The following is a 22,159-nucleotide window of genomic DNA, read 5'->3' on the forward strand; positions in this document are numbered from 1 at the left end:
GTCAACGGTACGCAGCGATTCGCCGTTCACGGCGCCCGACTGCGCAACGAACGACGGGTGAAAGCAACGTTTCCCGGCTGAAACTCCCCCTGCGTTCGATCTAGCCTGAACGCATGACGACGTTCGCCGGTCGGGAGACCGCCAGCCCTGCCTCCGCCGACGGCTTCATCGAGCTCGACGAGCGGTGGAGCACGCACAACTACCACCCGCTGCCGGTCGTGATCGCCGAAGCCGAGGGCGCCACGGTGACCGACGTCGAGGGCAAGTCCTACCTCGACTTCCTGTCCGGCTACTCCGCCTTGAACTTCGGGCACCGCCACCCCGCGCTGATCGCCGCGGCCGTCGAGCAGCTGGGCAAGGTCACGCTGACCTCGCGCGCGTTCCACCACGACCAGCTCGGCCTGTTCTGCCGCGAGCTCGCGGAGCTGACCGGCACGGAGATGGTGCTGCCGATGAACTCCGGCGCCGAGGCCGTGGAGTCGGCCGTGAAGGTCGCGCGCAAGTGGGCGCACGAGGTCAAGGGCGTGCCCGACGGCACCGCCGAGATCGTGGTCGCCGGCGCCAACTTCCACGGCCGCACCACCACGATCGTCTCGTTCTCCACCGACGAAACCGCGCGCGCCGGCTTCGGGCCGTTCACGCCGGGGTTCGTCACGGTGCCCTACGGCGACGCGGCCGCGGTGCGCGCCGCGATCACCCCGCGCACGGCCGCGGTGCTGCTCGAACCGGTGCAGGGCGAGGCCGGTGTGATCGTGCCGCCGGCCGGCTTCTTCGCCGACGTGCGGCGCGCGTGCGACGAAAACGGCGTCCTGCTCATCGCCGACGAGATCCAGTCGGGCCTCGCCCGCACGGGCACGGTGCTGGCGCTGGACCACGAAGGCGTGCGCGCCGACGTCTACACGCTCGGCAAAGCGCTCGGCGGCGGCATCCTGCCGGTGTCGGCCGTGGTCGGCAGCCGCGACGTGCTCGGTGTGCTCAAGCCGGGCGAACACGGCTCGACCTTCGGCGGCAACCCCGTCGCGTGCGCGGTCGGCCGCGCCGTCGTCCGTCTCCTGCGGACCGGCGAGTTCCAGCAGCGCTCCACCGAGCTCGGGGCGCACCTGCACGAACGCCTGTCCGCGCTCGTCGGCCACGGCCTGTCCACCGTTCGCGGCCGCGGCCTGTGGGCCGGCGTCGACATCGCGCCGGGCGGCCCGTCCGGGCGCGCCGCGTCGGAGGCGCTGGCCGGGCTCGGCGTGCTGTGCAAGGAGACGCACGACCGCACGCTGCGGATCGCGCCGCCGCTGGTGATCACGCGCGAGGAGCTGGACCGCGGCGTCGACGCGGTTGCCCAGGTGGTGCGTCCGTAACCACCGCGGGAGCGTTTCGCCCGGTTCGCTCGTTGGGTCCGGTATGGCACGAGGGGACTGGCTGGACCGGCCACTGGTCGGCGACGGCGACGTGGACCCAGCGCGGCTGTACGCGCGGGGCAAGGAGCTGCGCGGCCGCGCACCGGTCGAGGCGCACGACCACGCGGCCGCCGGCGAGCGGCGGCCGGGGGTGCGCGAGTACTTCGCGGCGAGCAACGCGGGGCGGCTGCCCGAACTGGTCGAGCTGCGGCGGGAGCGGATGGCGGCGTCGCCGTTCACGTTCTTCCGCGGTTCGGCCGGCCTGATGGCGGCCGACCTCGCGGGCTCGCCGTCGGCGGGGCTCACGGCGCAGCTGTGCGGCGACGCGCACGCGGCCAACTTCGGGCTCTACGGCACTCCCGAGGGCGGGATCGTCATGGACGTCAACGACTTCGACGAGACCGCGCCCGGGCCGTGGGAGTGGGACCTCAAGCGGCTCTCGGCGAGCCTGGTGCTGGCCGGGCGCGAAGGCGGCATCGGTGACGCGGCCTGCCGCGAAGCCGCGGAAGACGCCGTGAAGTCCTACCGGCGCACGATCCGGGCGCTGGCTCAGCTGCCGTTCCTGCGGTCGTGGAACGCGCTGCCCGACGCGTCGGTGGTGTCGAAGGCGCGCGCCGACGAGCTGATCGACGACTTCGCCGACGCCGAGGAGAAGGCGCGCCGCAACACCAGCGCCAAGGTGGCGGCCAAGTGGACCCGCCACGTCGACGACCACGAGACGGGCCTGGCGCGGCACCGGTTCGTCACCGACCCGCCGGTGCTGGCGGCCGTCGACGAGGCGACGGCGGCGTCCGTCGTGGCCGGCCTGGTGTCCTATGTGGACACCCTGCGCGAGTCGCGACGGACGCTCGTGGCGCGCTACCGCGTGGCCGACGTCGCGTTCCGCGTGGTCGGCACGGGCAGCGTCGGGTTGCGCAGCTACGTGGTCCTGTTGCACGGCAACGAAGACGAAGACCTCGTGCTGCAGGTGAAGCAGGCGCAGCCGTCGGCGCTCGCGCCGTACCTCGACGGGCCACCGGTCGAGCACGAGGGCCGCCGCATCGTCCACGGCGCCCGGCTCGTGCAGGCCGAGACCGACATCCTCCTGGGCTGGACGACGATCGACAGCGTGCCGTTCGTGGTGCGGCAGTTCCGCAACCTCAAGGGCGCGATCGACCCCGCCGCGCTGCGCAAGGACCACCTCGACGACTACGGCCGGCTCGCGGGCGCGCTGCTCGCGCGGGCGCACACGCGCTCGCTGCACCCGCAACTGCTGGCCGGCTACTTCGCCGACGACGAGGACCTCGACGAGGCGATCGGCGCGTACGCGGTGCGCTACGCCGATCAGACGGAAGCCGACCACGCCGAGTTCACGAACGCAGTGCGACCCTGACGCGGCACGACCAGCCCGGCTAGACCAGTTCCGTCACGTCGTCCGCGCAGCCCCACGCGAGCGTGATCCCCGCGCCGCCGTGGCCGTAGCAGTGGATGACGTCGCCGGTGCGTTCCAGGCGGACGCTCGGGCGGCCCGGGCGCAGCCCGACGCGCGTGCCAAGGACGGCGGCGTCAGCCAGCCGCGGTTCGAGGGCGCGGCAGCGGCGCACGATGGCCGCCGCGGTGGCGGGGTCCGGGTCGAGGTCGCGGCGGCCGATCTCTTCGGTGCCGCCGCACACGACGTGGCGGCCGTGGGGGATGACGTAGGCGAGGTCGCCGTCGGTCTCCTCCACGGACCACGACGTGAGGCCGGGGTCGGTGAGGTGCACGACCTGGCCGCGCACCGGCACGAGCGTGTCGTCGCCCGCCAGCGCGCCGCCCGCGAGCCCGGTGGCGTTCACGACGACGTCGGCGTCGAGGTCGGCGAGCGAGGTGACCGTGCGGTATTCGGTGCGCACGCCGCGCGCGGCAGCCTCCTCGGCCAGCCACGTGAGGTACACGGGCGTGTCGACCAGCGCCGTGGTGAACGCGAGGACCGTGCCGTCGCGGGACACGTCGGTCATCGCGGCGAGCCAGCCGGGGTCGGGCGCGTCGGCGGGCACGCGGATCCAGCCGGGCAGGAACCGGATCCCCGGCGCGGCCAGCAACGACCGGTACACACCGACGGTCGTCCCGGTCCAGCGCACCACGCGCTCGTCCGGCCGCACCACCGGCGGGTAGATGAGGCCGCCGGCCACGGCCGACGTCGTCTCGCCCGGTCCGCCCTCGGTCACGACGGTCACGGTGTGCCCCGCTTCCGCCAGCCGGTGCGCGCAGCTCAGCCCGACGACTCCGCCGCCGGCCACGGTGATCCGCATGCCGCTCCTTCCGCTCGTGCCCCAGCACCGGAGATCGTGGCCGACGCGGGGGCACCGGCGCCACCCGCCCTCCGCGTAGGCTCCCCCCGCGGAGGGGAGAGCGCGTGAACCGGATCCTGGCGGCGGTGGCCGTCGTGTGCCTGCTGGCGACCGTCGCGCTGGGACTGGTCTACGCCGGCGGGCACTCCCCCGGCTCGCTCGATTCGGCGGTGGCCGGCGGCGTCGCGGGCCTCGGGCGCACGACGTTCGACGTGCTCGTGCTGCCCACCGAGCCGTACGTGCTGCTGCCCGCGATCGCCGTCGTCACCGGGAGCTGCGCGTACCTGCGGCGCTGGCCGGACGCGGCGCTGGCCGTCGCGGGCCCGGCCGTCGCGGTGGGGCTGAACACGTGGGTGCTCAAACCGCTGTTCGACCGCTGGAAGGACGGGATCCTCGTCTACCCGAGCGGGCACACGGTGAGCCTGGTGACGGTGCTCGCGGTGCTGGTCCTGCTCGCCCGCCCCAAGGTGCTGACCGCCGTGCTCGGCGTGCTTCTCCTGTGCTGCGCGGCGATCGGCATGATCGGCCTCGGCTACCACTACCTCACCGACATCGTCGGCGGCACGTTCTTCGGCACCGCTGTGGTCACCGGGCTGCGGTCCGTCACACCGCGTCGCGTGCCAGCGCCGTCAGCCGGCTGACCGCGCGCAGGTACTTCTTGCGGTACCCGCCGTTCACCATCTCCTCGGTGAACAGCTCCGGCAGCGGCACCCCCGACACGACCACGGGGATCGCGCGGTCGTAGAGCCGGTCGGCGAACGCCACGAGCCGCAGCCCCACGTTCTGGTCCGGCGCCGGCGTCACGTGCTTGAGGTGCACGCGCCGCACGCCGTCGAGCAGCTTGCCGTAGCGCGACGGGTGCAGCTTGGCCAGGTGCGCCACGAGCGCACCGAAATCGTCCACAGTGGACCCTTCGTGCGCGGCGGCGGACGCTTCGAGCTCCTCGTCGCTCACCGGCGGCGGCGCGTCGGGCAGGCCGCGGTGGCGGTAGTCGGGCCCGTCGACGCGCACGACGTCGAAGCGGCGCGACAACGCCTGGATCTCGCGCAGGAAGTCCTCGGCGGCGAAGCGGCCCTCGCCGAGCTTGTCGGGCAGGGTGTTGGACGTCGCGGCCACGTGCACGCCCGCGTCGGTGAGCTCCTGCAGCAGCCGGCTGACGAGCGTGGTGTCGCCGGGGTCGTCGAGTTCGAACTCGTCGATCGCGAGCAGCCGGTGCTCCGACAGGCGCCGCACGGCCTCGGCGAACCCGAGCGCGCCGACGAGGTGCGTGAGCTCCACGAACGTGCCGTACGCCTTGGGCGAAGGCGCGTCGTGCCACGTCGACGCCAGCAGGTGGGTCTTGCCGACGCCGAACCCGCCGTCGAGGTAGAGCCCCGGCTTCGCGGCCGGGGAGGCGTCGCCGCCGCCGAAGAGCGAACGCAGCCGCGACTTCCGGGCCGGGCGCGCGCCGATCCGCTGCGCGAACGCCGAGCACGCGGCGACGGCGGCGGCCTGGCTCGGCTCGTCGGGGTTGGGCAGGTACGTCGAAAACCGCGCCTCGCCGAAGCGCGGCGGCGGCACCAGCGAGGAGATCAGCTCGTCGGCCCCGAGCTCGGGAAACCGGTCTGTCAGGGCAGCAGCGGGCACGGGTGCAGAGCCTAACCACGGCCCCGCCGCGGCCCGACGTGGTGCCCGCCCCGCGTATCCCCCGGTCGGGGCGGGGTCCGGGCCCGTGCTGGGATAGCAGGCGTGCGGAGCGTGTGGCCACCATCACCGGCCGGGACCGAGCTGTCCGACGAGGACCTGGAGCTCGTCTACGGCTACCCCGAGGACCTCCGCGGCCCGTTCGTGCAGGTCAACTTCGTGGCGTCCGCCGACGGCGCGGTGGCCGTGGACGAGCTGTCGAAGGGCCTTTCGCACCCGGCCGACCGCCGGGTGTTCCTGCTGGGACGCGATCTCGCCGACGTGATCCTCGTCGGCGGCGGCACCGCGCGCACCGAGAACTACCGCGGCGCCCGGACCAACGCCGTGCGCGCCGCGCGCCGCGCGCGGCTGGGGCTCGCGCCGGTGCCGCCGATCGCCGTGGTCACGCGCACGGCCACGCTCGACCCGGCGGGGCCGCTGTTCACGGACACGCGCGTGCCGCCGCTGGTCGTCACCACGGCGCGGGCCGAAACCGGCGCGCTCGCCGAGGCCGGCGCCGAAGTGCTCGTCGCGGGTGAGGACGACGTGGACCTGCCGCGCGCGCTGGCGATGCTGGCCGAGCGCGGCCTTAGGCGGATCGACTGCGAAGGCGGGCCGGGCCTGTTCGCGCAGCTGATCGCCGACGACCTCGTCGACCAGCTGTGCCTGAGCGTCGCCCCGCTGCTGATCGGCGGCACCGCGAGCCGGATCGCGGTGGGCCCGGCCGCCCCGGCGCCGCGCCGGCTGGCCCTCGCGTCGGTCCTCGTGGAAGACGGCTTCACGCTGCTGCGCTACCGGCGGGGCAGCGGCTGATGGCCGACAGCGAGGCGCTCGTCGCGGCTGCCGCGGCGGGTGACCACGCCGCGTTCGACACGCTCGTGCGCCGGCACACCCCGATGATGTACCGCGTCGCGCTGCGCATCACCGGCAGCCCGGCCGAGGCGGAGGACGTCGTCCAGGAGGCGTGGCTCGCCGCCTGGCGGTCCCTTTCGGCATTCCGCCACGAGTCGGCCGTGTCGACGTGGCTGTACCGCGTCGTCACCAACGGCGCCCTCGCCCTGCTGCGCCGGCACCGCCCCACGGTGTCCATCGAAACCGTGGCGCTCGACCAGCTGCCCGGCCTCGTCGCCGACGGCAGCCCCGAGCGCCAGGTCGTTCACGCCGAGCAGGTCGACGAGGTGCTGCGCGCGATCGCGCGGCTCGACGTCGCGCAGCGCGTGCCGCTGGTGCTGCGCGAATTGGAGGGGCTCAGCTACGAAGAAGTGGCCGAAGTGCTCGAAGTCGGCATCCCGGCCTTGCGTTCGCGCCTGCACCGGGCCAGGGTGGCGCTGCTCGGCCAGTTGAGGGAGCGGCGATGACGGACGAGGCCACCGGCGGCCCGGCGGATCCCGAGCGGGATCCCCGCTGGGAGCTGGTGCGCGCCGCGGCCCACCGCCGCGTCGCCACGCCGCCCGGTCTCGTCGACCGCGTGCTGCGCTCGCTCGCCGTGGAACGTGAAGGCCCGCCGCTGTCGCTGGCGGCGGAAGACGGCCCGCTGGCCGTCTCGGAAGCAGCCCTGGTCCGCCTCGCCCGCACGGTCGCCACCGACCAGGCCGAGGACGTCGACGGCGTCATGGTCTCCGCAGTCGCGCTCGAGGGCGGTGAACTCCAGGTCCTCACGACCGTCCGGTTCGGCACCGCCGCCGGCGAAGCCGCGCGCACTCTCCAGCGCCACCTCACCGACGAGCTCGCGCGCCTCCTGCGCGCCCGGCCACCGGTGGTGAACGTGCACGTCATCGACGTGCAGCCGAACTAGCTTCGCCCGTTCGAGTGACCCGCCGTGAGCTTTTCACCGGTTCGGACATCGTAGGAGTGGGCAAGCTTCGGGCGCCGGAGCGAACGCCGCGAACACCGGCGCCGATCCCCACCGACAGCGAGGAGCGAACTCCATGGTGCAGCCGAGCCCCCGGCGGACCGAGGTCCCGGGTACCGCGATCACGACACCGCTGAACGAGGACGGCGCGGCTGGCCGCACCACGATCTCGTCGCTGGTCGTGCAGAAGGTCGCCGGACTCGCGGCGCGCGAGATCGCGGGCGTGCACGCGCTGGGCGGCGGGGTGTCGCGAGCGTTCGGGGCGCTCAAGGAGCGCATCCCGGGCTCGGGCACGACCTCGACGGCGGGCGTGGCGGTGGAAGTCGGCGAGAAGCAGACGGCGATCGACCTCGACCTGGTCGTCGAGTACGGCGCACGGATCGTCGAAGTGGCGCGAGCGGTGCGGCGCAACGTGATCGAGGCCGTGGAGCAGATCACCGCGCTCGAGGTGATCGAGGTCAACATCGCGGTCAACGACATCCACCTGCCCGACGAGGACGACGAGCCCGAGTCCTCACGCGTCGAATGAATCCCTTACGCACCAGGAGGAAACGTTGAACGCTACGCAGACCGGCATCCTCGCCGGGCTCATCCTCGGCCTCGCCGCCACCCACGGGTTCACCGCCTTCCTGGTGACCTTCGCCGTGGGCGTCGTCGGGCTGGTCGTCGGGCGCGTCCTCGACGGCGAACTCGACCTCGGTGACGTGTTCGGCCGGGGCCGCGACAAGTGACCGCGCACGTGCGCGAGGTCGACCTGCCGCGCGGCGACCTGGCCGAACCCGAGGAGCGCGGCAGCCTGAGCATCGCGCACGCCGTGGTGCGCAAGGTCGCGCAGCACGCCGCCGACCAGGTGCCGGGCACGGTGCTGGCCGAACGCCGCGTCGCCGGGCTCGCGCGCGGGCGCTCCGGTGCCACCGCGAAGGTCGGCGGCGAGGACAACGACGTCGACCTCGCCCTGGACCTCGCGCTGCGCTACCCGGCGCCGGTGCGGGCGGTGACGGGCGACGTGCGCGCGAAGGTCACCGAGGAGGTCGAGCGCATCACCGCCTACCACGTGCGCTCGATCGCGGTGACGGTTTCCGCGCTGCTGCCCGACGCGTCGCCGAGGGTCCGCTGATGCGCGTCGTCGTGCGGCTGCTGTCCACTGTGCTCGGTCTCGCCGTCGCGGTCGGCGGGGCGCTGCTGGCGCTCGAGGTCGGGTGGCGCTGGTGGCAGCCGGGCCGGGCACCGCTGATCGTGCAGTGGGAACGGTGGCGCGAAGACCTGGCCGCGCTGCAGTGGACCGGCACGCCGGTGCGGGTCACGGCCGCGCTCGTGGTCGTCGCGGGGCTGCTGCTGGTCGTGTTCGCGCTCGGGGCGGGCAACCGCGCCGTGCGGATGACGGACCCGGCCGACGGGATCTGCGTGAGCACCTCCCCGCGCGCGCTCGCGCGGCTGGTCGGGCTCGCCGTGCGCGCGCAGGCCAACGTCAGTGGCGCGAGCGTCACGGCCAGCGCCCGCAAGGTGCGCGTGCGCGCGACCAGCCGCCTGGAGACCGAGGAACAGCTGCGGCCGCGGCTGCTGGAGACCGTCGCGGCGGTGCTGGACGACGTCCCGCTCGAGCGCCGGCCGAAGGTGTCCGTGGTCGTCGACTCCCCGAAGGACCGCCGATGAGCCGCTCCCCCGCCCGCCGCGCCGTGGGCCGTTCGCACGCGGCCGAGCGCACGCTGACGTTCCTGCTCGGGCTGGTGGCCGTGCTCGCGGGCGCCGCCGCGCTCGTGGTCGGGCAAGGCTGGCTCGGCGAGTTCCGCGGGCAGCGGCCGCTGCTCGACCCGATCGCCGTCGGCTGGCTGCGCGACCACGAACTCGCCGCGCGCATCGGCGCCGTCGTGCTCGGTGTGGTGCTGCTCGTGGCGGGCCTGTGGTGGTTCTTCCGCTCGCTGCGGCCCGAACGCCGGCCCGACCTGGCGCTGGACGCGACGCCCGGCGCCGAGCTCACCGTGACCGCCGCCGCGCTAGCGGGCGCTGTGCAGGCCGACGCGGAGGACATCGCCGGCGTCACGCGCGCCCGGGCGCGAGCCGTCGGCACGCCCGCCGCACCGGCGCTGCGGGTGACGCTGTGGCTCAGCGAAGGCACCGACGTCCGGCGCATCTGGACGGACCTCGACGCGTTCGTGCTGACGCGTGCCCGCGAGGCGCTCGGGCTCGACTCGCTGCCCACCGCCGTCCGGCTCGAACTCGACACGGCGGGCCCGGCACGCGTGCGCTGACCGCGCGTTTCGCACAGAATGCCCGCATGGCCCTCCCAGTGCAGGCACCGATCAAGCCCATGCTCGCCAAGCCGGCCAAGGCGATCCCCGACTCCGGCGGGCTGCTGTTCGAACCCAAGTGGGACGGGTTCCGCTGCCTGGTGTTCCGCGACGGCCCGGAGATCACGCTCCAGTCGCGCGCGGAGAAATCGCTCAACCGCTACTTCCCCGAAGTGCTGGAGCGGCTGCTGGCGACGCTGCCGGACCAGGTCGTGCTCGACGGCGAACTCGTGGTGGGGCGCGGCGGCAAGCTGGACTTCGACGCGCTGACCGAGCGCATCCACCCGGCCGACTCCCGCGTGCAGCTGCTCGCGAAGGAGACACCAGCGGAGTTCGTCGCGTTCGACGTGCTCGCGCTCGGCTCGGAGTCCTTCCTGGACGAACCGACGTCCGCCCGGCGGGCGCGGCTGGAGCAGATCTCGGGCGACGGCGTGCACCTCACCCCGGCCACCACCGACCCGGAGACGGCGCGGCGCTGGTTCGAGCTGTTCGAGGGCGCCGGGCTCGACGGCGTGATCGGCAAACCGCTCGACGAGCCGTACTCGCCGGGCAAGCGCGTGATGGTGAAGTACAAGCACTCCCGCACGGCCGATTGCGTGCTGGCCGGGCTGCGCTGGCACGTCGACGGCGCGCCGGGCGAGGCCGTCGGCTCGTTCCTGCTCGGGCTCTACGACGCCGACGGGCTGCTGCACCACGTCGGTGTCGTCGGGTCGTTCCCGGTGAAGCGGCGCCGCGAGCTGGCCGAGGAGCTGGCCCCGCTGATCACCGACGGCGAGGACCACCCGTGGCTGGGCGACGCCGTGCGCGAGGGCCAGCGGATCCCGGGCGGGATCACGCGCTGGCGGTCGAAGGAGCAGCCGTGGGTGCCGCTGCGGCTGGAGCGCGTGGTCGAGGTGTCCTACGAGCACACCGAGGGCGGCGACCCGGCGCGCTTCCGGCACACGGCGCAGTTCGTGCGGTGGCGCCCGGACCGGGAGCCGGCTTCGTGCGGGTACGCCCAGCTCGACGAGCCCGCGCGCTACGACCTGGCGGCCGTGTTCCGGGGTGAGGTCGTGCGGACCCGCTAACTGCCGTCCCACACCCGCCGTGCCAAGCTCGACGGACCGTAGCCTCGAATGCCACCGGAAGACGTGAGGACCCGCCCGTGCGCCGCCGTTCCACCAGCCGTCCCCGCCTGCGCGCCCGGCTGGTGGTGGCGCTCCTGGGTGCGCTGACGGTCGCGGGCTGCACGACGGGACCGTCCGTGCGCCCGGCGGTGGTGGACAACGACGGCGGTGTCACCACGCCCGCACCCCCGAGCGCCGCGCCCGTGCCGCTGCCCCCGCTCACCGAGCCGCAGGGCGCGTCGCTGCGCTGGACCGACTGCGACGGCGACACGCGGTCGCGCCTCGGTTCCCCCGGCGTGCCGACGTCGCTGCACTTCACGTGCGCGCGCATGACCACGCAGCTCGACGCACCCGACGACACGCAGCACCTGCTCGCGCGCATCCTCGTGCTGAAGGCCGGCACCGGCCCGATCCCGCTGGTGGTCGTGAACGACGTCGGCGGCGAACCGGGTTCCGTCTTCGCCGCGCGGCTGGCCGCTCAGCTGCCGCCCGCGTTCCTGCAGAAGTTCTCGCTGATCGGCGTGGACCGCCGCGGCACGGGCCTCTCCGGTGGCGTGCAGTGCGTGCCGCCGGAGGCGCGCGACGCGCTGCTGGGTGCCGACCCGGCCCAGGGCGGCCTCGGCGACGTGCTCGACGCGGCCCGGCGCGCCGGCCAGCAGTGCGCCATCGACCTCGACACGGCCCAGACCGCGCTCGACAGCTGGCGCACCGCCGGTGACCTCGACCAGCTCCGCCAGGACCTCGGCCTGCCGCGCTTGAACGCCCTCGGCCGCGGCGACGGTTCGAAGGTCCTGTCCGCGTACGCGGTGCGCTTCCCGTCCCAGGTGGGCCGCATGGTGCTCGACGGCCTGCCCGACCCGGGCGAGGACCGCGCCGCCGTCCTCGACGCCGTCGCCGCCGGCGCCGAGTCCACCTTCGACGCGTTCTCCACCGACTGCGCCTCCCGCGGCTGCCCGCTCGGCGACGCGAAAGCCGCGCTGAAGCAGGTCACCGACCGCCTGCGCGCCGCGCCCGTCACCACCCCGGACGGCGTCACCGTGTCGCCGGGCATCGCCACCTACGCCGTGTACCTGGGCCTCGCCGACCGCACCCGCTGGCCCGCACTGGCCGACGCGCTGAACGCCGCGAAGACCGGCGACGTCACCGCCCTGGAGTCCTTCGCCGACCCCGTGCTGACCGACGCGGAGGGCCGCACGTCCCGCATCGGCGGCACCATCGCCACCCGCTGCAACGACAGCGCCACCCGCCTCCCCGCCGACCAGATCGACAAGGTCGCCCAGGGCATGCGCACGAAGTACCCCCAGTTCGGCGCGGCGATCGCCCAGGAACTCGCCTGGTGCGGCCCCTGGCCGGTCCGCCGCGAACCCCTCCCCAGCGCCGGCGCCCCCGGCGCCCCGCCCATCCTCGTCGCCGCCACCGCCTCCGACCCCGTCACCCCGGAGATCGGCACGACCCGCGCCGCGGACCAGATGCCCAGCGCCGTCACCATCACCTGGCAAGGCTCCGGCCACGGCGCCCTGACCCAATCCCCCTGCGTCACCGCCGCCGCCCAGTCCTTCCTGATCGACGGCAAGGTCCCCACCAACGGCACCCTCTGCCCCGCGTAAAACAGTCGGACCGCCGGCCACACCGACACACACCGCACGAGCCCAACGCACCCAGCCGACCGCACCCCAACCCCGCAACAGCAACAAAAAAGGGGCCGCACGGCCCCACAACCACCTACGAAACAACCACGGCTCTACAAAGCCCAACCAGTCACCCAGCCCCCGCCCTGCACCTCGATCCCCGCTCTCCTCACGGTTCTGGGCCCTTTGTCAAGGCACGCTTTCCAGCCTTGACAAAGGGCCCAGAACCGTAGAGACACTCAAAAATCGGGGTGCCCCCAACCCCCGGGCGCAACGTCGCGCGCCAGCGCGACGAGCCGCCCGCGACCGACCAGCCGCCCGCCAATGACCAACCGCCCGCGACCGACCAGCCACCCGCGACCACACCGCCAGCGCGACGAGCCACCCGCGAGGGGGTTCATCCACCCCTACTGCCGATACCCCTCAACTTCCCCCACCGACCGCACCTTCGCTTCTTCCGGATTCTCGTGGAACTCCGTCTTCGCCCGCCGCTGCCGCAGCAGATCCCAGCACTGGTCGAGCTCCTGCTCCACCTGCGTCAGCCGCGACTGGTCGTCTCCGTTGAGCCCCACGCCCACCGACCGCGACCGGAGTTCGTGCTCTTCCGCGATCAGGCCGTCGATGCGGCCCAGGATTTCTCCGTCAGCCATCGAGTGTCCTCCTCACCTCGTACTACCGGCCCATGACGCTACCCGCCGCCGGGGAATTCCCACCCGGCACCATCCGTTGACAACGGCATGAGCACCCAGGAACTGACTGCCGCCAACTTCGACCAGACCGTGACCGACAACGAATTCGTCCTGATCGACTTCTGGGCGAGCTGGTGCGGCCCGTGTCGCCAGTTCGCGCCGGTGTACGAGAAGTCCTCGGAGAAGCACTCCGACATCGCCTTCACGAAGGTCGACACGGAGGCCGAGCAGCAGCTCGCCGCCGCGTTCGACATCCGCTCGATCCCGACGCTCGCCGTGATCCGCGACAAGACGCTGATCTACGCGCAGCCGGGCGCGCTGCCGGAGGCCGCGCTCGAGGACCTCATCCGCCAGGCCCGCGAGGTCGACATGGACGAGGTGAAGAAGGCCGCCGCCGAGCAGGCCGCCGCCCAGCAGCAGGCCTGACGGCCGTGAGCACCGCCGCCCCGAGCGGCCGGGTGACCGATGGACGCCGAAGACCCCTCGCACCGCGGTGCGAGGGGTCTTCGGCGTTTCGGGCCGGGTAAGTCACGGGAGTGCGTGGCCCGGGCCGGGGCCACGCCTTCCCGTCAGGATCGCGTCGCGAGACCGCGCAGGAAGAACGCCAAGTTGGCCGGCCGTTCCGCGAGGCGGCGCATGAAGTAGCCGTACCACTCGTCGCCGCACGGCACGTACACGCGCATGGTCTTGCCTTCGGCCGCGAGGCGCTTCTGCTCTTCCGGGCGGATGCCGTAGAGCATCTGGAACTCGTGGTCGCCCGGCTCGCGCCCGGCGTCGGCGGCGAGGCGCCGCGCGATCGCGATCACGCGCGGGTCGTGCGAGGCCACCATGGGGTAACCCTCGCCGGCCATGAGCACGCGCAGGCAGCGCACGTAGGACTTGTCGACCTCCGCCTTGTCCTGGAACGCCACCTCCTCGGGTTCCGCGTAGGCGCCCTTGCACAGCCGAACCCGGGAGCCCGGGCCGGACAGCTCACGGCAATCCTGCTCGGTGCGCCGCAGGTAGGCCTGCAGCACCGCGCCCACCCACGGGTACTCGGCGCGCAGCTCCCGCAGGATCGCGAGCGTCGAGTCCGTCGTGGTGTGGTCCTCCATGTCCAGCGTCACCGTCGCGCCGACGGCCTCGGCCGCCGCGCAGATCTTGCGCGCGTTCTCCAGCGCGACGCCCGCTCCGTCGCCGGGCAGGAACTGCCCGACGGCCGACAGCTTCACCGACACGTCCGCCCCCGCGGCGAGGCCCTGGGCGGCCAGCGCCGAGAGCAGGTCCTCGTAGGCGCGGACGGTCGTGGCCGCCTGCGTGGCGTTGGTGGTGTCCTCACCGAGGTGGTCGATGGTGATCGACCGGCCGTCGGCGGCCAGCTCGCGCGCGGTGCGCACGGCGTCGGCCGTCGTGGACCCGGAGACGAAGCGGCGCACGACGGATCGCGTCGCGGGCACGGCTTCGACCAGCGCGCGCATCCGCTTCGATCGGGCGGCGGCGAGCAACGGGGCACGCAACATGGCGGTTCTCCCTCAGCCTTGGTGCGGGTAGCGCACGGCGGTCGGCGGCACGAACGTCTCCTTGATCGAGCGAGGGCTCGTCCAGCGGAGCAGGTTGAAGATCGAGCCGGCCTTGTCGTTGGTGCCCGAGGCGCGGGCCCCGCCGAACGGCTGCTGGCTGACGACGGCACCGGTCGGCTTGTCGTTGACGTAGAAGTTGCCCGCGGCGAACCGCAGCGCCTCCGACGCCTTGGCGACGGCCGCGCGGTCGGTCGCGATCACGGAACCGGTCAGCGCGTAGGCGGCGGTCTCGTCGATGACCTTGAGGATCGAGTCGAACTCGCGGTCCTCGTAGACGTGCACCGACAGGATCGGCCCGAAGTACTCGGTGCTGAAGATCTCGTGCTTCGGGTTCGAGGACACGAGGATCGTCGGCTGCACGAAGTAGCCCACGCTGTCGTCGGCGGTGCCGCCGGTGAGGATCTCGACCTCGCTGTCGCCCTTGACCCGCTCGAACAGCGCCGCGTGCTTGTCGAACGCGCGCCGGTCGATCACGGCGCCGCCGAAGTTCGACAGGTCGCTGACGTCGCCGTAGGTGAGGGCCTCGGTCTCGGACGCCAGGCCGTCCTTCAGCTGCTCCCACACGCTGCGCGGCACGTACGCACGCGAAGCGGCGGAGCACTTCTGGCCCTGGTACTCGAAAGCGCCGCGGACCAGCGCCGTGCGCAGCACGTCGACGTCGGCCGACGGGTGCGCGAGCACGAAGTCCTTGCCGCCGGTCTCGCCGACGAGCCGCGGGTAGCTGCGGTAGCCGGCGATGTTCGCGCCGACGGTGCCCCACAGGTGCTGGAACGTCGCGGTCGAGCCGGTGAAGTGGATGCCGGCGAGGTCACGGTGCGTCAGCGCCACCTCGGACACGGCCTTGCCGTCACCGGGCAGCAGGTTGATCACGCCCGCCGGCAGGCCGGCCTCTTCGAGCAGTCGCAGGGTCAGGTGCGCGGCGAAGCTCTGCGTCGGCGACGGCTTCCACAGCACCGTGTTGCCCATGAGCGCGGGCGCGGTGGGCAGGTTGCCGGCGATGGCGGTGAAGTTGAACGGCGTGATCGCGTAGACGAAGCCCTCCAGCGAGCGGTGCTCCATGCGGTTCCACACGCCGGGCGAGCTGTTCGGCTGCTCGGCGAGCACGCGGCGGCCGAACTGGACGTTGAAGCGCCAGAAGTCGGCGAGCTCGCACGCGGAGTCGATCTCGGCCTGCGTCGCGGTCTTCGACTGGCCGAGCATCGTGGCGGCGTTCAGCGTCGCGCGCCACGGGCCGGTGAGCAGGTCGGCGGCGCGCAGCAGCACGGCGGCGCGATCGTCGAAGGACAGCGCGCGCCACTCGGGCGCGGCCTTCGCGGCCGCGGCGATGGCGTCCTTCGTGTCCTGCTGGGACGCGCTGGAGATGGTGCCGAGCACGTGGCCGTGGTTGTGCGGCTGGACGACGTCGATCTTCTCGCCGCCACCGGCGCGCTGCTCGCCGCCGACGGTCACGGTCAGGTCGACGGGACCGGCCTGACCCAGCTTCTTGAGCGCGCCCTCCAGCTCGGCGCGCTCGGCGCTACCCGGTGCGTAGGTGTACACCGGCTCGTTCTTCGGGGCGGGGGTCTGGGTCACGGCGTCCACGGCGGCTCCCTCTGGTCTTCCTTGAGCATCGTGCTGGTCGGATGCCCGAACGGTAACTCCGGAAAGCGCCGGTGGGTTTGTCCGACCGGCTAGAATCGAGGTGATGAACTTGTCCGATCGGATGAAGGTGTCCGGGTGAGCACAGACAGTGCCGACGGGCTGCCCGCGACGTCGCTCAGACACGTGCTGGCGACGCTCGGCGAGCCGCTCGTCCGCGTGCTCGTGGCGCCGCGCGGGCTCGGCGTGCGGGTCGACGACGTGGTGATCCTCGACCCGGAGGACCCGCCCGAGGCGCACCCCGGTGACCTCGTCCTGGTGATCGGCGCGCGCGGCCGGGCGGCGGCGGCCGCGATCCGGGCGGCGGGGCGCGGCAGCGCGGCCGCGGTGGCCGTGAAGGGTGAAAGCGGCACGGACCTCGCGGCCGACGCGGGCGTCGCGCTGCTGACCGTCGGCGCCGAGGCGCGGTGGGAGCAAGTCGAGGCGCTGGCGCGCGGGGTCGTCGACGCGGCCCGTGCGGGTGGCGAAGCGGAGACCGGCGAGGTGCTGGGTGACCTGTTCGCCCTGGCCCAGACGGTCGCGACGCTCACCGGTGGCCTCGTCAGCATCGAGGACACGGCGAGCCGGGTGCTCGCGTACTCCCGCTCGTCCGACGAGGTCGACGAGCTGCGCCGGCTGTCGATCCTCGGCCGCGAGGGACCCGAGCGGTACCTGGCGATGCTGCGCGAGTGGGGCGTCTACCAGCGGCTGCGCGCGGGTGAGGGCATCGTGCGGATCGACGAGCGGCCCGACCTGGGCATCCGGCGGCGCATCGCGGCCGGCATCCACGCGGGGTCGCAGCCGCTGGGCACGATCTGGGTGCAGGAGGGCTCCACCCCGCTGACGGAACAGGCCGAGGTGGCGCTGCTCGGCGCGAGCCGCAGCCTGGCACCGCAGCTGATCCGGGCGCGCACGCTGCCGAGCCCGCAGCTGCGCCTGCGCGAAGACCTGCTGGCCGGCCTGCTCGAGGGCCGCGTCGACGCCGAATCGGTGGCCGACGACATCGGTGCCGACCCCGCGCGGCCCGCGCAGGTGCTGGCGTTCGCGCTGTCGTCGGCCGGGCCCGCGGCGTCGGACCGGCTGCTGCGGCGGGCGGAACTGGTGCACCTCATCGCCGTGCACACGGCGGCGTACCGGCGCAGCGCGCTGGTGAGCGTGCTGGGCAGCCGGGTGTACGCGCTGCTGCCCGATCTGCCGGAGCACTCCGACGCGGCCGTTCTCTCGCTGGCCAAGGAGATCGTGACCGCGGCCGAACGCCACCTCGACGTGCCCGTGCGCGCCGCGCTCGGTGGCGTGGTGCCGGGCCTGTCCGAAGCCGCCGCCTCGCGCGGTGACGCTGACCGCGTGCTACTCGCCATGGCGCGCGGCCGCTGGCCCGGGGCCGTGGCGTCGCTGGCGGACGTGCGCGCGGACGTGCTGCTGTCGGAAGTGCTGGCGTACCTGGGCGAGCAGCCCCGCATCCGCGACCCGCGGCTGACCGCGTTGCGCGCCCACGACGCGGATCACGGCGACATCCTCGTGCCCGCGGTCCTCGCGTACCTCGACGCGTTCGGCGACGTGCGGGCGGCGGCCAAAGCGCTGAACATCCACCCGAACACCGTGCGGTACCGCGTGCGCCGCGCGGCCGAGATCTCCGGCGTCGACCTCGGCGATCCCGCTCAGCGGCTGCTCACCGAACTGCAGCTGCGGCTCTAGAAACCCGGCTGCCACGAGGGGTTCGGCTCGCTAGGGTGCGGCATGGAGCTTTTCCCCCGGGCCTGGAACGCCCTGCAGGACGCCGTCCACGCGCTCGAGGCCCCGCAGTGGGTCGCGCCGTCCGGGTGCGCCGGGTGGCTCGTGCAGGACCTCGTGTTCCACCTGATCATCGGGGCGCAGGACATCCTGATCACGCTCGTCACGACCACCGGTGCGCCCGCGACGCGCGACGCCGTGAGCTACTGGGAACCCGGCACCCCCGGCGACGGCACGGACGCCGAGTCGGCGTTCATCCGGCGCGGCGCCGGCGCGTATTCGGGCCCGGCCGCGCTGACGCACCACTTCGACGACCTGGCCGTGGCCGCGGGAAAAGCCGCCGCCGCAGCGGATCCCGCCGCGCGCGTCGAAACGCGCGACGAAGTGCTGACCGTGGCCGACTACCTCACGACCTACGTGGTCGAGACCACTCTGCACCACCTCGACCTCACCCTGCACTTGTCCGGAGTGGACGGACCGCCACCCGAAACGCTCGCCGCCACCAGGGAAATCGTCGAACGCGTCGCCGGACGGCCGGCGCCCGCCGCCGACGACCGCGAAGCGCTGCTGTTCGCGACGGGGCGACTGCCCGCGCCGGCCGGGTTCGAGCCGGTGGCGCTCGGGTGATCGTCTGGCTCAACGGCACGTTCGGATCCGGCAAGACGTCCACCGCGCGGGAGCTCGCGAACCTGCTGGGCGCGCGGGTCTTCGACCCGGAGTTCGTCGGTTACCTGCTGCGCGTCCCGTTCCCCGAGCCCGTCGGCGACTTCCAGGACCTCGACCTGTGGCGCCCGCTCGTCGTCGAGAACGCGGCGCGCGTGCACGAGCACACCGGCGGCCCGCTCGTGGCACCGCAGACGCTCCTCGTCGAGCGCTACGCCCGCGAGATCTTCACCGCGCTCGCCGAGCGCGGCATCGAGGTCAACCATTTCGTGCTGCACGCCGGCCGGGCAGAGCTGCGGCGCCGCATCGAAGCCGGCGAGGCGAGCATCCGGCGGTGGCGGCTGGACCACCTCGACGCGTACGAGGACGCGTTGCCGTGGTTGCGGGAAACGGGCACGGTCGTCGACACCGAAGACACCCCGCCGGCGGACGTGGCCAGGAGGATCGCCGCGGCCGTGCGGTGAAGGCCGGGGCGGCAAGCCGCCCCGGCCTTCGGTGTCACGCCGCGACCAGGCTGAACCGGCGCTTTTCGACGTCGATCTGCTGGATGCGCACCGACAGCCGCGCGCCGACCTCGGGGGCCGCGCCGCGGTCGGTCACCAGCAGGCCCTGCACTCCGGGCGCCACCTCGACGAACGCGCCGAACGGCAGCTGCTGCACGACAACGCCGTCGAGCACCCCGCCCGTGGCGTGCTCGGACACCCAGCCCCGCCACGCGGATTCCGCTGTGGACAAAGAATTCACCTCCTCTCCCGCACTCGTGCTTTCTCCGGTGCGCGAGGAGGTGGCGGGCCGCGGGCCCGCCGGGAGGTCACGGCAAGGCCGGGTACCCCGTCTGCTCACGGCGCAAGGCCGACCCGGCAGTCATGCCGCCACGCTAGCAGCGCGGCGCGGCGGACGTGAGCGAAATTTCCGGCGCCGGCTCAGACGGACACCGCCGAAGCGGCCAGCTCCGCGAGCGCGGCGAACGACTCGACGCGCGCGGCCTGGTCGTAGGTGCTCGTGCTCACGAGCACCTCGTCGGCGCCGGTGGTCTCGACCAGTGCGCCGAGCCGGTCGGTCACCTCGGCCGGGGTGCCGCCGATCTGGGTCGCGACGATGTCGTCGAGGCGGCCGCGCTCACGGTCGGTCATGGTCAGCGCCATGATCTCGTCGACCGGCGCCAGCGGCGGGAAGACGCCGTGGCTGCGGGAGTACACCGTCGACCAGGCCTCCGGGACGAGCAGCCGGCGCGCCGCCTCCGTGGTGTCCGCGACGGCGACCGCGGTCGACACCACGACGTACGGCTCGGCGCCGGTGAACCGGTCGCGGTAGCGCCGGATGGCCTCGGCCATCGCCCGCTCCCCGCGGGCCGGCGCGATCACCAGCGGCAGCCCCACTTCGGCGGCGAGGTCCGCGCCGGCGCCGGTGGCCAGCAGGAACACCGGGAGGTCCAGACCTTCGGCCGGGATCGCGTGCACACCCGGGTACGTGGTCTGGTCCCCGCGGAAGAAGCCGAGGAGTTCACGCACCTGGGCGCCGAAGTCGGCGGCGGCCTCGCGGCCCTGGCCGAGCGCGCGCCGCACGCCGTCGGTGAACCCGACCGACCGGCCCAGCCCCAGGTCGATGCGCCCGGGGAACAGCGACTCCAGCACCCCGAACTGCTCGGCCACCACCAGCGGCCGGTGGTTCGGCAGCATCACCCCGCCGGTCCCGACGCGGATCCGCGACGTCACCGACGCCACGGCGGCCGCCAGCACCGTCGGCGCCGACCCGGCGACGCCGGGCACGCTGTGGTGCTCCGACACCCAGAACCGGTGGTAGCCCAGCGCTTCGATCTCCCGCGCGAACGCCACCGTGTCCCTCAGCGCCTGCGCACTGCCCTGCCCACGCCGGGCGGGCGAACGGTCGAGCACGGAGATCCGGAACGTCACCTCGAGAACAACACGAGCGCCGGGCCCCGGATTCCCCTCGGCTCAGGGCCGCCAGCGTTCGCTGTAGTCGGGGTGATCGGCGTAGGGCAGGGTGAGCAGCCGCAGCGTCAGGCACCAGTTCGACCCGGCCTCGTCGGCGGGCACGTTGCAGGTCTCGCACCAGTACTCGCTGCCGTACAACGGAAAGCCGGGCACCTTCTCGGACACGGTCGTGCGGTGCGCGAGCATGATCCGCCGCGTGGCTTCGACCTCGCTGATCATCTGGTTGACCACGTCGAGTTCGAGGTCGCCGAGCGAGCGCACGCGCTGCTCGACCGAGACCTTCGTCTCGCCCCGGTTGAGCGCCTCACCCGTTTTCGCCTTCTGCACCGCCTGCATGATCAGCGCCTGCCGCTGACCGACCCGCGCGGCGAGGAACGCGATCAGGTCGTCCACGAAGAGCCTCCCTCCTCAAGCCTGGCTCCTCCGATCCGGTCGTGGCACGCGGCCGGGGCGTTACGCCCCAGGCACGCCACGGGCTACCCCCGGGTCCGCCGCACGCTACTCGCGTCCCAGTCTGACCTGCGGGAACGTTATGCAGCCGTGAAGGTGGAAAATTCTCGCATTCGCCGAAGTTGAGCACCGTGGGTGATCACCTGCGGCGAGGGTGTGCTCACTCGGTGTCGGCGCGGGCCTTGCTCGGCTGCACGCGCTTGGGTTCACCCGGCATTTTCGGGTAATCCGGCGGATAGGGCAGTTCTGCCCCGCCGAGATCGCGATCGTCGCGTTCGTACCACTCCAGCAGGGTTTCGAGCCCGAACGCCGTTTCGTCCATCGGTGCGTGCAGATCACCGTGCTCCGCCAGGAAAGCCGGCACGGTCAGCACGTCGAAGTCGTCCGGGTGCACCTCGTCGAGCAGCGCCCAGGTCAGCGGCGTCGACACGGTCGCGCGCGGCGTGCCGCGGACGGACCAGGTCGACGCGACGGTCCGGTCGCGCGCCGCCTGGTTGTAGTCCAGGAACACCCGTCCGCCGCGTTCCTCTTTCCACCACGAAACCGTGGCTTTGTCCGGGATGCGGCGTTCGACCTCACGGCCGAGCGCGATCACGGCGTGGCGCACGGCGATGAAGTCCCACTCCGGCCTGATCCGCACGAGCACGTGGACGCCGCGGCCGCCGGACGTCTTGGGGTAGCCGGTGAGCCCGGCGTCGGCCAGTACCTCGCGGACGACCTTCGCGACGGCGACCGCGTCGTCGAAGCCGGCCGAGTCCGGCGGGTCCACGTCGATCCGCAGCTCGTCCGGATGGTCCACATCGGACCGCCGGACGGGCCAGGGGTGGAAGTCGAACGTGCCGAGGTTGGCCGCCCACACGAACACCGCGGGTTCGGTCGGGCACACCTCGTCGGCCGTGCGGCCGGACGGGAACGTGATCTTCGCCGTCTCGACCCACTCCGGCGCGCCCTTGGGCACGCGCTTGGCGTAGAACCACTCGCCTTCGACGCCGTCGACGTAGCGCTTGAGCGTGGTCGGCCGCTCGCCGATCGCGCGCAGCAGCGGCTCGCCCACGGCGAGGTAGTGCTCCACGACCTGGCGCTTGGTGATGCCGCGCTGCGGGAAGTAGACCTTGTCCGGGCTCGTCACCCTGACGGTGCGCTCCCCCACCTGATACTCGACCGGATCGCCGTGTTTGGGCATGAGCCCACCGTAGCCGGATCCGGGCCGCGCGACGGCCTTTCGCATGCGGGCGCGCACTGGTCGGACCACCGTGCCCTAC

Annotated in this window: 26 protein-coding genes; 17 read left to right on the forward strand and 9 right to left on the reverse strand. The window is 73.2% G+C overall.

What is annotated here, in order from left to right; all coding sequences use genetic code 11:
• Nucleotides 1–113: 113 nt before the first annotated feature.
• Together rocD and ACIA77_RS13335 are read left to right on the forward strand one after the other, a co-directional pair.
• Nucleotides 114–1,349, forward strand: coding sequence for an ornithine--oxo-acid transaminase (gene rocD / locus ACIA77_RS13330; RefSeq protein ID WP_395886093.1), 1,236 nt, complete (start codon nucleotides 114–116; stop codon nucleotides 1,347–1,349).
• 43 nt (nucleotides 1,350–1,392) lie between these two features.
• Nucleotides 1,393–2,760: a DUF2252 domain-containing protein gene (locus tag ACIA77_RS13335; protein ID WP_395886094.1), complete on the forward strand. Its 1,368-nt coding sequence runs from the start codon at nucleotides 1,393–1,395 to the stop codon at nucleotides 2,758–2,760.
• Nucleotides 2,761–2,779: 19 nt separating this feature from the next.
• Here the strand turns inward: ACIA77_RS13335 and ACIA77_RS13340 are convergent, their stop codons facing one another.
• Nucleotides 2,780–3,658: an FAD-dependent oxidoreductase gene (locus ACIA77_RS13340; protein ID WP_395886095.1), complete on the reverse strand. Its 879-nt coding sequence runs from the start codon at nucleotides 3,656–3,658 to the stop codon at nucleotides 2,780–2,782.
• Between the two features lie 104 nt (nucleotides 3,659–3,762).
• Here ACIA77_RS13340 and ACIA77_RS13345 point away from each other — a divergent pair, with 104 nt between their 5' ends.
• On the forward strand, nucleotides 3,763–4,338 hold the full coding sequence (locus ACIA77_RS13345; protein ID WP_395886096.1) for a phosphatase PAP2 family protein: 576 nt from the start codon (nucleotides 3,763–3,765) through the stop codon (nucleotides 4,336–4,338).
• On the opposite strand, the gene zapE is transcribed toward ACIA77_RS13345, so the two are convergent.
• Nucleotides 4,301–5,323, reverse strand: a complete 1,023-nt coding sequence (gene zapE, locus ACIA77_RS13350; protein WP_395886097.1) for a cell division protein ZapE — start codon at nucleotides 5,321–5,323, stop codon at nucleotides 4,301–4,303. The genes ACIA77_RS13345 and zapE overlap by 38 nt on opposite strands.
• Nucleotides 5,324–5,425: 102 nt before the next feature.
• Here zapE and ACIA77_RS13355 point away from each other — a divergent pair, with 102 nt between their 5' ends.
• The 10 genes from ACIA77_RS13355 to ACIA77_RS13400 all read left to right on the forward strand — a co-directional run bounded on the left by ACIA77_RS13355 (nucleotide 5,426) and on the right by ACIA77_RS13400 (nucleotide 12,212).
• A complete protein-coding gene (locus ACIA77_RS13355) occupies nucleotides 5,426–6,172 on the forward strand; it encodes a pyrimidine reductase family protein (protein WP_395886098.1) in 747 nt (248 codons plus the stop codon).
• Entirely contained in the window at nucleotides 6,172–6,717 is a 546-nt protein-coding gene (locus ACIA77_RS13360; protein WP_395886099.1) for an RNA polymerase sigma factor, read from the forward strand. Before ACIA77_RS13355 ends, ACIA77_RS13360 begins: the two co-directional genes overlap by 1 nt.
• Nucleotides 6,714–7,154 (forward strand): hypothetical protein, encoded by a 441-nt coding sequence (locus ACIA77_RS13365; protein ID WP_395886100.1) that lies wholly within the window; start codon nucleotides 6,714–6,716, stop codon nucleotides 7,152–7,154. Before ACIA77_RS13360 ends, ACIA77_RS13365 begins: the two co-directional genes overlap by 4 nt.
• Nucleotides 7,155–7,287: 133 nt before the next feature.
• Nucleotides 7,288–7,740 (forward strand): Asp23/Gls24 family envelope stress response protein, encoded by a 453-nt coding sequence (locus ACIA77_RS13370; RefSeq protein ID WP_395886101.1) that lies wholly within the window; start codon nucleotides 7,288–7,290, stop codon nucleotides 7,738–7,740.
• A 25-nt stretch (nucleotides 7,741–7,765) separates the two neighbouring features.
• Complete coding sequence (locus ACIA77_RS13375) at nucleotides 7,766–7,942, forward strand: hypothetical protein (protein ID WP_395886102.1); 177 nt, start codon at nucleotides 7,766–7,768, stop codon at nucleotides 7,940–7,942.
• Nucleotides 7,939–8,328, forward strand: coding sequence for an Asp23/Gls24 family envelope stress response protein (locus tag ACIA77_RS13380; RefSeq protein ID WP_395886103.1), 390 nt, complete (start codon nucleotides 7,939–7,941; stop codon nucleotides 8,326–8,328). Before ACIA77_RS13375 ends, ACIA77_RS13380 begins: the two co-directional genes overlap by 4 nt.
• Complete coding sequence (locus ACIA77_RS13385; protein WP_395886104.1) at nucleotides 8,328–8,864, forward strand: DUF6286 domain-containing protein; 537 nt, start codon at nucleotides 8,328–8,330, stop codon at nucleotides 8,862–8,864. The genes ACIA77_RS13380 and ACIA77_RS13385 overlap by 1 nt, the downstream gene beginning before the upstream one ends.
• The gene (locus tag ACIA77_RS13390; protein WP_395886105.1) at nucleotides 8,861–9,460 is read left to right on the forward strand and encodes an alkaline shock response membrane anchor protein AmaP; all 600 of its coding nucleotides are present in this window, start codon (nucleotides 8,861–8,863) and stop codon (nucleotides 9,458–9,460) included. Before ACIA77_RS13385 ends, ACIA77_RS13390 begins: the two co-directional genes overlap by 4 nt.
• 26 nt (nucleotides 9,461–9,486) lie before the next feature.
• Nucleotides 9,487–10,566: an ATP-dependent DNA ligase gene (locus tag ACIA77_RS13395; RefSeq protein WP_395886106.1), complete on the forward strand. Its 1,080-nt coding sequence runs from the start codon at nucleotides 9,487–9,489 to the stop codon at nucleotides 10,564–10,566.
• Nucleotides 10,567–10,643: 77 nt separating this feature from the next.
• Entirely contained in the window at nucleotides 10,644–12,212 is a 1,569-nt protein-coding gene (locus ACIA77_RS13400) for an alpha/beta hydrolase (protein ID WP_395886107.1), read from the forward strand.
• A 428-nt stretch (nucleotides 12,213–12,640) separates the two neighbouring features.
• On the opposite strand, the gene ACIA77_RS13405 is transcribed toward ACIA77_RS13400, so the two are convergent.
• A complete protein-coding gene (locus tag ACIA77_RS13405) occupies nucleotides 12,641–12,883 on the reverse strand; it encodes a DUF2630 family protein (RefSeq protein ID WP_395886108.1) in 243 nt (80 codons plus the stop codon).
• An 87-nt stretch (nucleotides 12,884–12,970) separates the two neighbouring features.
• Between ACIA77_RS13405 and trxA the strand changes: the two genes are divergently transcribed.
• Nucleotides 12,971–13,348, forward strand: a complete 378-nt coding sequence (gene trxA / locus ACIA77_RS13410; RefSeq protein ID WP_395886109.1) for a thioredoxin — start codon at nucleotides 12,971–12,973, stop codon at nucleotides 13,346–13,348.
• Between the two features lie 143 nt (nucleotides 13,349–13,491).
• Here the strand turns inward: trxA and ACIA77_RS13415 are convergent, their stop codons facing one another.
• Nucleotides 13,492–14,421: a proline dehydrogenase family protein gene (locus ACIA77_RS13415; RefSeq protein WP_395886110.1), complete on the reverse strand. Its 930-nt coding sequence runs from the start codon at nucleotides 14,419–14,421 to the stop codon at nucleotides 13,492–13,494.
• A 12-nt stretch (nucleotides 14,422–14,433) separates the two neighbouring features.
• Complete coding sequence (gene pruA, locus ACIA77_RS13420; RefSeq protein ID WP_395886111.1) at nucleotides 14,434–16,062, reverse strand: L-glutamate gamma-semialdehyde dehydrogenase; 1,629 nt, start codon at nucleotides 16,060–16,062, stop codon at nucleotides 14,434–14,436.
• A gap of 135 nt (nucleotides 16,063–16,197) precedes the next feature.
• Between pruA and ACIA77_RS13425 the strand changes: the two genes are divergently transcribed.
• The 3 genes from ACIA77_RS13425 to ACIA77_RS13435 are packed head-to-tail and all read left to right on the forward strand — an operon-like array spanning nucleotide 16,198 to nucleotide 18,956.
• The gene (locus ACIA77_RS13425; protein ID WP_395886112.1) at nucleotides 16,198–17,793 is read left to right on the forward strand and encodes a PucR family transcriptional regulator; all 1,596 of its coding nucleotides are present in this window, start codon (nucleotides 16,198–16,200) and stop codon (nucleotides 17,791–17,793) included.
• Nucleotides 17,794–17,835: 42 nt separating this feature from the next.
• Complete coding sequence (locus ACIA77_RS13430; protein ID WP_395886113.1) at nucleotides 17,836–18,456, forward strand: maleylpyruvate isomerase N-terminal domain-containing protein; 621 nt, start codon at nucleotides 17,836–17,838, stop codon at nucleotides 18,454–18,456.
• Complete coding sequence (locus ACIA77_RS13435) at nucleotides 18,453–18,956, forward strand: AAA family ATPase (protein ID WP_395886114.1); 504 nt, start codon at nucleotides 18,453–18,455, stop codon at nucleotides 18,954–18,956. Before ACIA77_RS13430 ends, ACIA77_RS13435 begins: the two co-directional genes overlap by 4 nt.
• A 34-nt stretch (nucleotides 18,957–18,990) precedes the next feature.
• Here the strand turns inward: ACIA77_RS13435 and ACIA77_RS13440 are convergent, their stop codons facing one another.
• The 4 genes from ACIA77_RS13440 to ACIA77_RS13455 form a co-directional block, all read right to left on the reverse strand.
• Nucleotides 18,991–19,236, reverse strand: a complete 246-nt coding sequence (locus tag ACIA77_RS13440) for a S1 RNA-binding domain-containing protein (protein ID WP_395886115.1) — start codon at nucleotides 19,234–19,236, stop codon at nucleotides 18,991–18,993.
• A 179-nt stretch (nucleotides 19,237–19,415) separates the two neighbouring features.
• Entirely contained in the window at nucleotides 19,416–20,405 is a 990-nt protein-coding gene (locus ACIA77_RS13445) for an LLM class flavin-dependent oxidoreductase (protein ID WP_395886116.1), read from the reverse strand.
• A gap of 42 nt (nucleotides 20,406–20,447) precedes the next feature.
• Nucleotides 20,448–20,840, reverse strand: a complete 393-nt coding sequence (locus tag ACIA77_RS13450; RefSeq protein WP_395886117.1) for a DUF6221 family protein — start codon at nucleotides 20,838–20,840, stop codon at nucleotides 20,448–20,450.
• Between the two features lie 217 nt (nucleotides 20,841–21,057).
• Nucleotides 21,058–22,080 carry a DNA polymerase domain-containing protein gene (locus tag ACIA77_RS13455; RefSeq protein WP_395886118.1) on the reverse strand — a complete coding sequence of 341 codons (1,023 nt, stop codon included), beginning with the start codon at nucleotides 22,078–22,080 and terminating at the stop codon, nucleotides 21,058–21,060.
• Nucleotides 22,081–22,159: the final 79 nt, after the last annotated feature.

It is taken from the genome of Amycolatopsis sp. NPDC051903 (assembly GCF_044452505.1).
Taxonomy (GTDB): Bacteria; Actinomycetota; Actinomycetes; order Mycobacteriales; family Pseudonocardiaceae; genus Amycolatopsis.

Coding starts and splice junctions, on each gene's coding strand:
- rocD (WP_395886093.1), top strand. CDS start 114: ATGACGACGTTCGCCGGTCGGGAGACCGCCAGCCCTGCCTCCGCCGAC.
- ACIA77_RS13335 (WP_395886094.1), top strand. CDS start 1,393: ATGGCACGAGGGGACTGGCTGGACCGGCCACTGGTCGGCGACGGCGAC.
- ACIA77_RS13340 (WP_395886095.1), bottom strand. CDS start 3,658: ATGCGGATCACCGTGGCCGGCGGCGGAGTCGTCGGGCTGAGCTGCGCG.
- ACIA77_RS13360 (WP_395886099.1), top strand. CDS start 6,172: ATGGCCGACAGCGAGGCGCTCGTCGCGGCTGCCGCGGCGGGTGACCAC.
- ACIA77_RS13365 (WP_395886100.1), top strand. CDS start 6,714: ATGACGGACGAGGCCACCGGCGGCCCGGCGGATCCCGAGCGGGATCCC.
- ACIA77_RS13370 (WP_395886101.1), top strand. CDS start 7,288: ATGGTGCAGCCGAGCCCCCGGCGGACCGAGGTCCCGGGTACCGCGATC.
- ACIA77_RS13385 (WP_395886104.1), top strand. CDS start 8,328: ATGCGCGTCGTCGTGCGGCTGCTGTCCACTGTGCTCGGTCTCGCCGTC.
- ACIA77_RS13390 (WP_395886105.1), top strand. CDS start 8,861: ATGAGCCGCTCCCCCGCCCGCCGCGCCGTGGGCCGTTCGCACGCGGCC.
- ACIA77_RS13395 (WP_395886106.1), top strand. CDS start 9,487: ATGGCCCTCCCAGTGCAGGCACCGATCAAGCCCATGCTCGCCAAGCCG.
- ACIA77_RS13405 (WP_395886108.1), bottom strand. CDS start 12,883: ATGGCTGACGGAGAAATCCTGGGCCGCATCGACGGCCTGATCGCGGAA.
- trxA (WP_395886109.1), top strand. CDS start 12,971: ATGAGCACCCAGGAACTGACTGCCGCCAACTTCGACCAGACCGTGACC.
- ACIA77_RS13415 (WP_395886110.1), bottom strand. CDS start 14,421: ATGTTGCGTGCCCCGTTGCTCGCCGCCGCCCGATCGAAGCGGATGCGC.
- ACIA77_RS13430 (WP_395886113.1), top strand. CDS start 17,836: ATGGAGCTTTTCCCCCGGGCCTGGAACGCCCTGCAGGACGCCGTCCAC.
- ACIA77_RS13455 (WP_395886118.1), bottom strand. CDS start 22,080: ATGCCCAAACACGGCGATCCGGTCGAGTATCAGGTGGGGGAGCGCACC.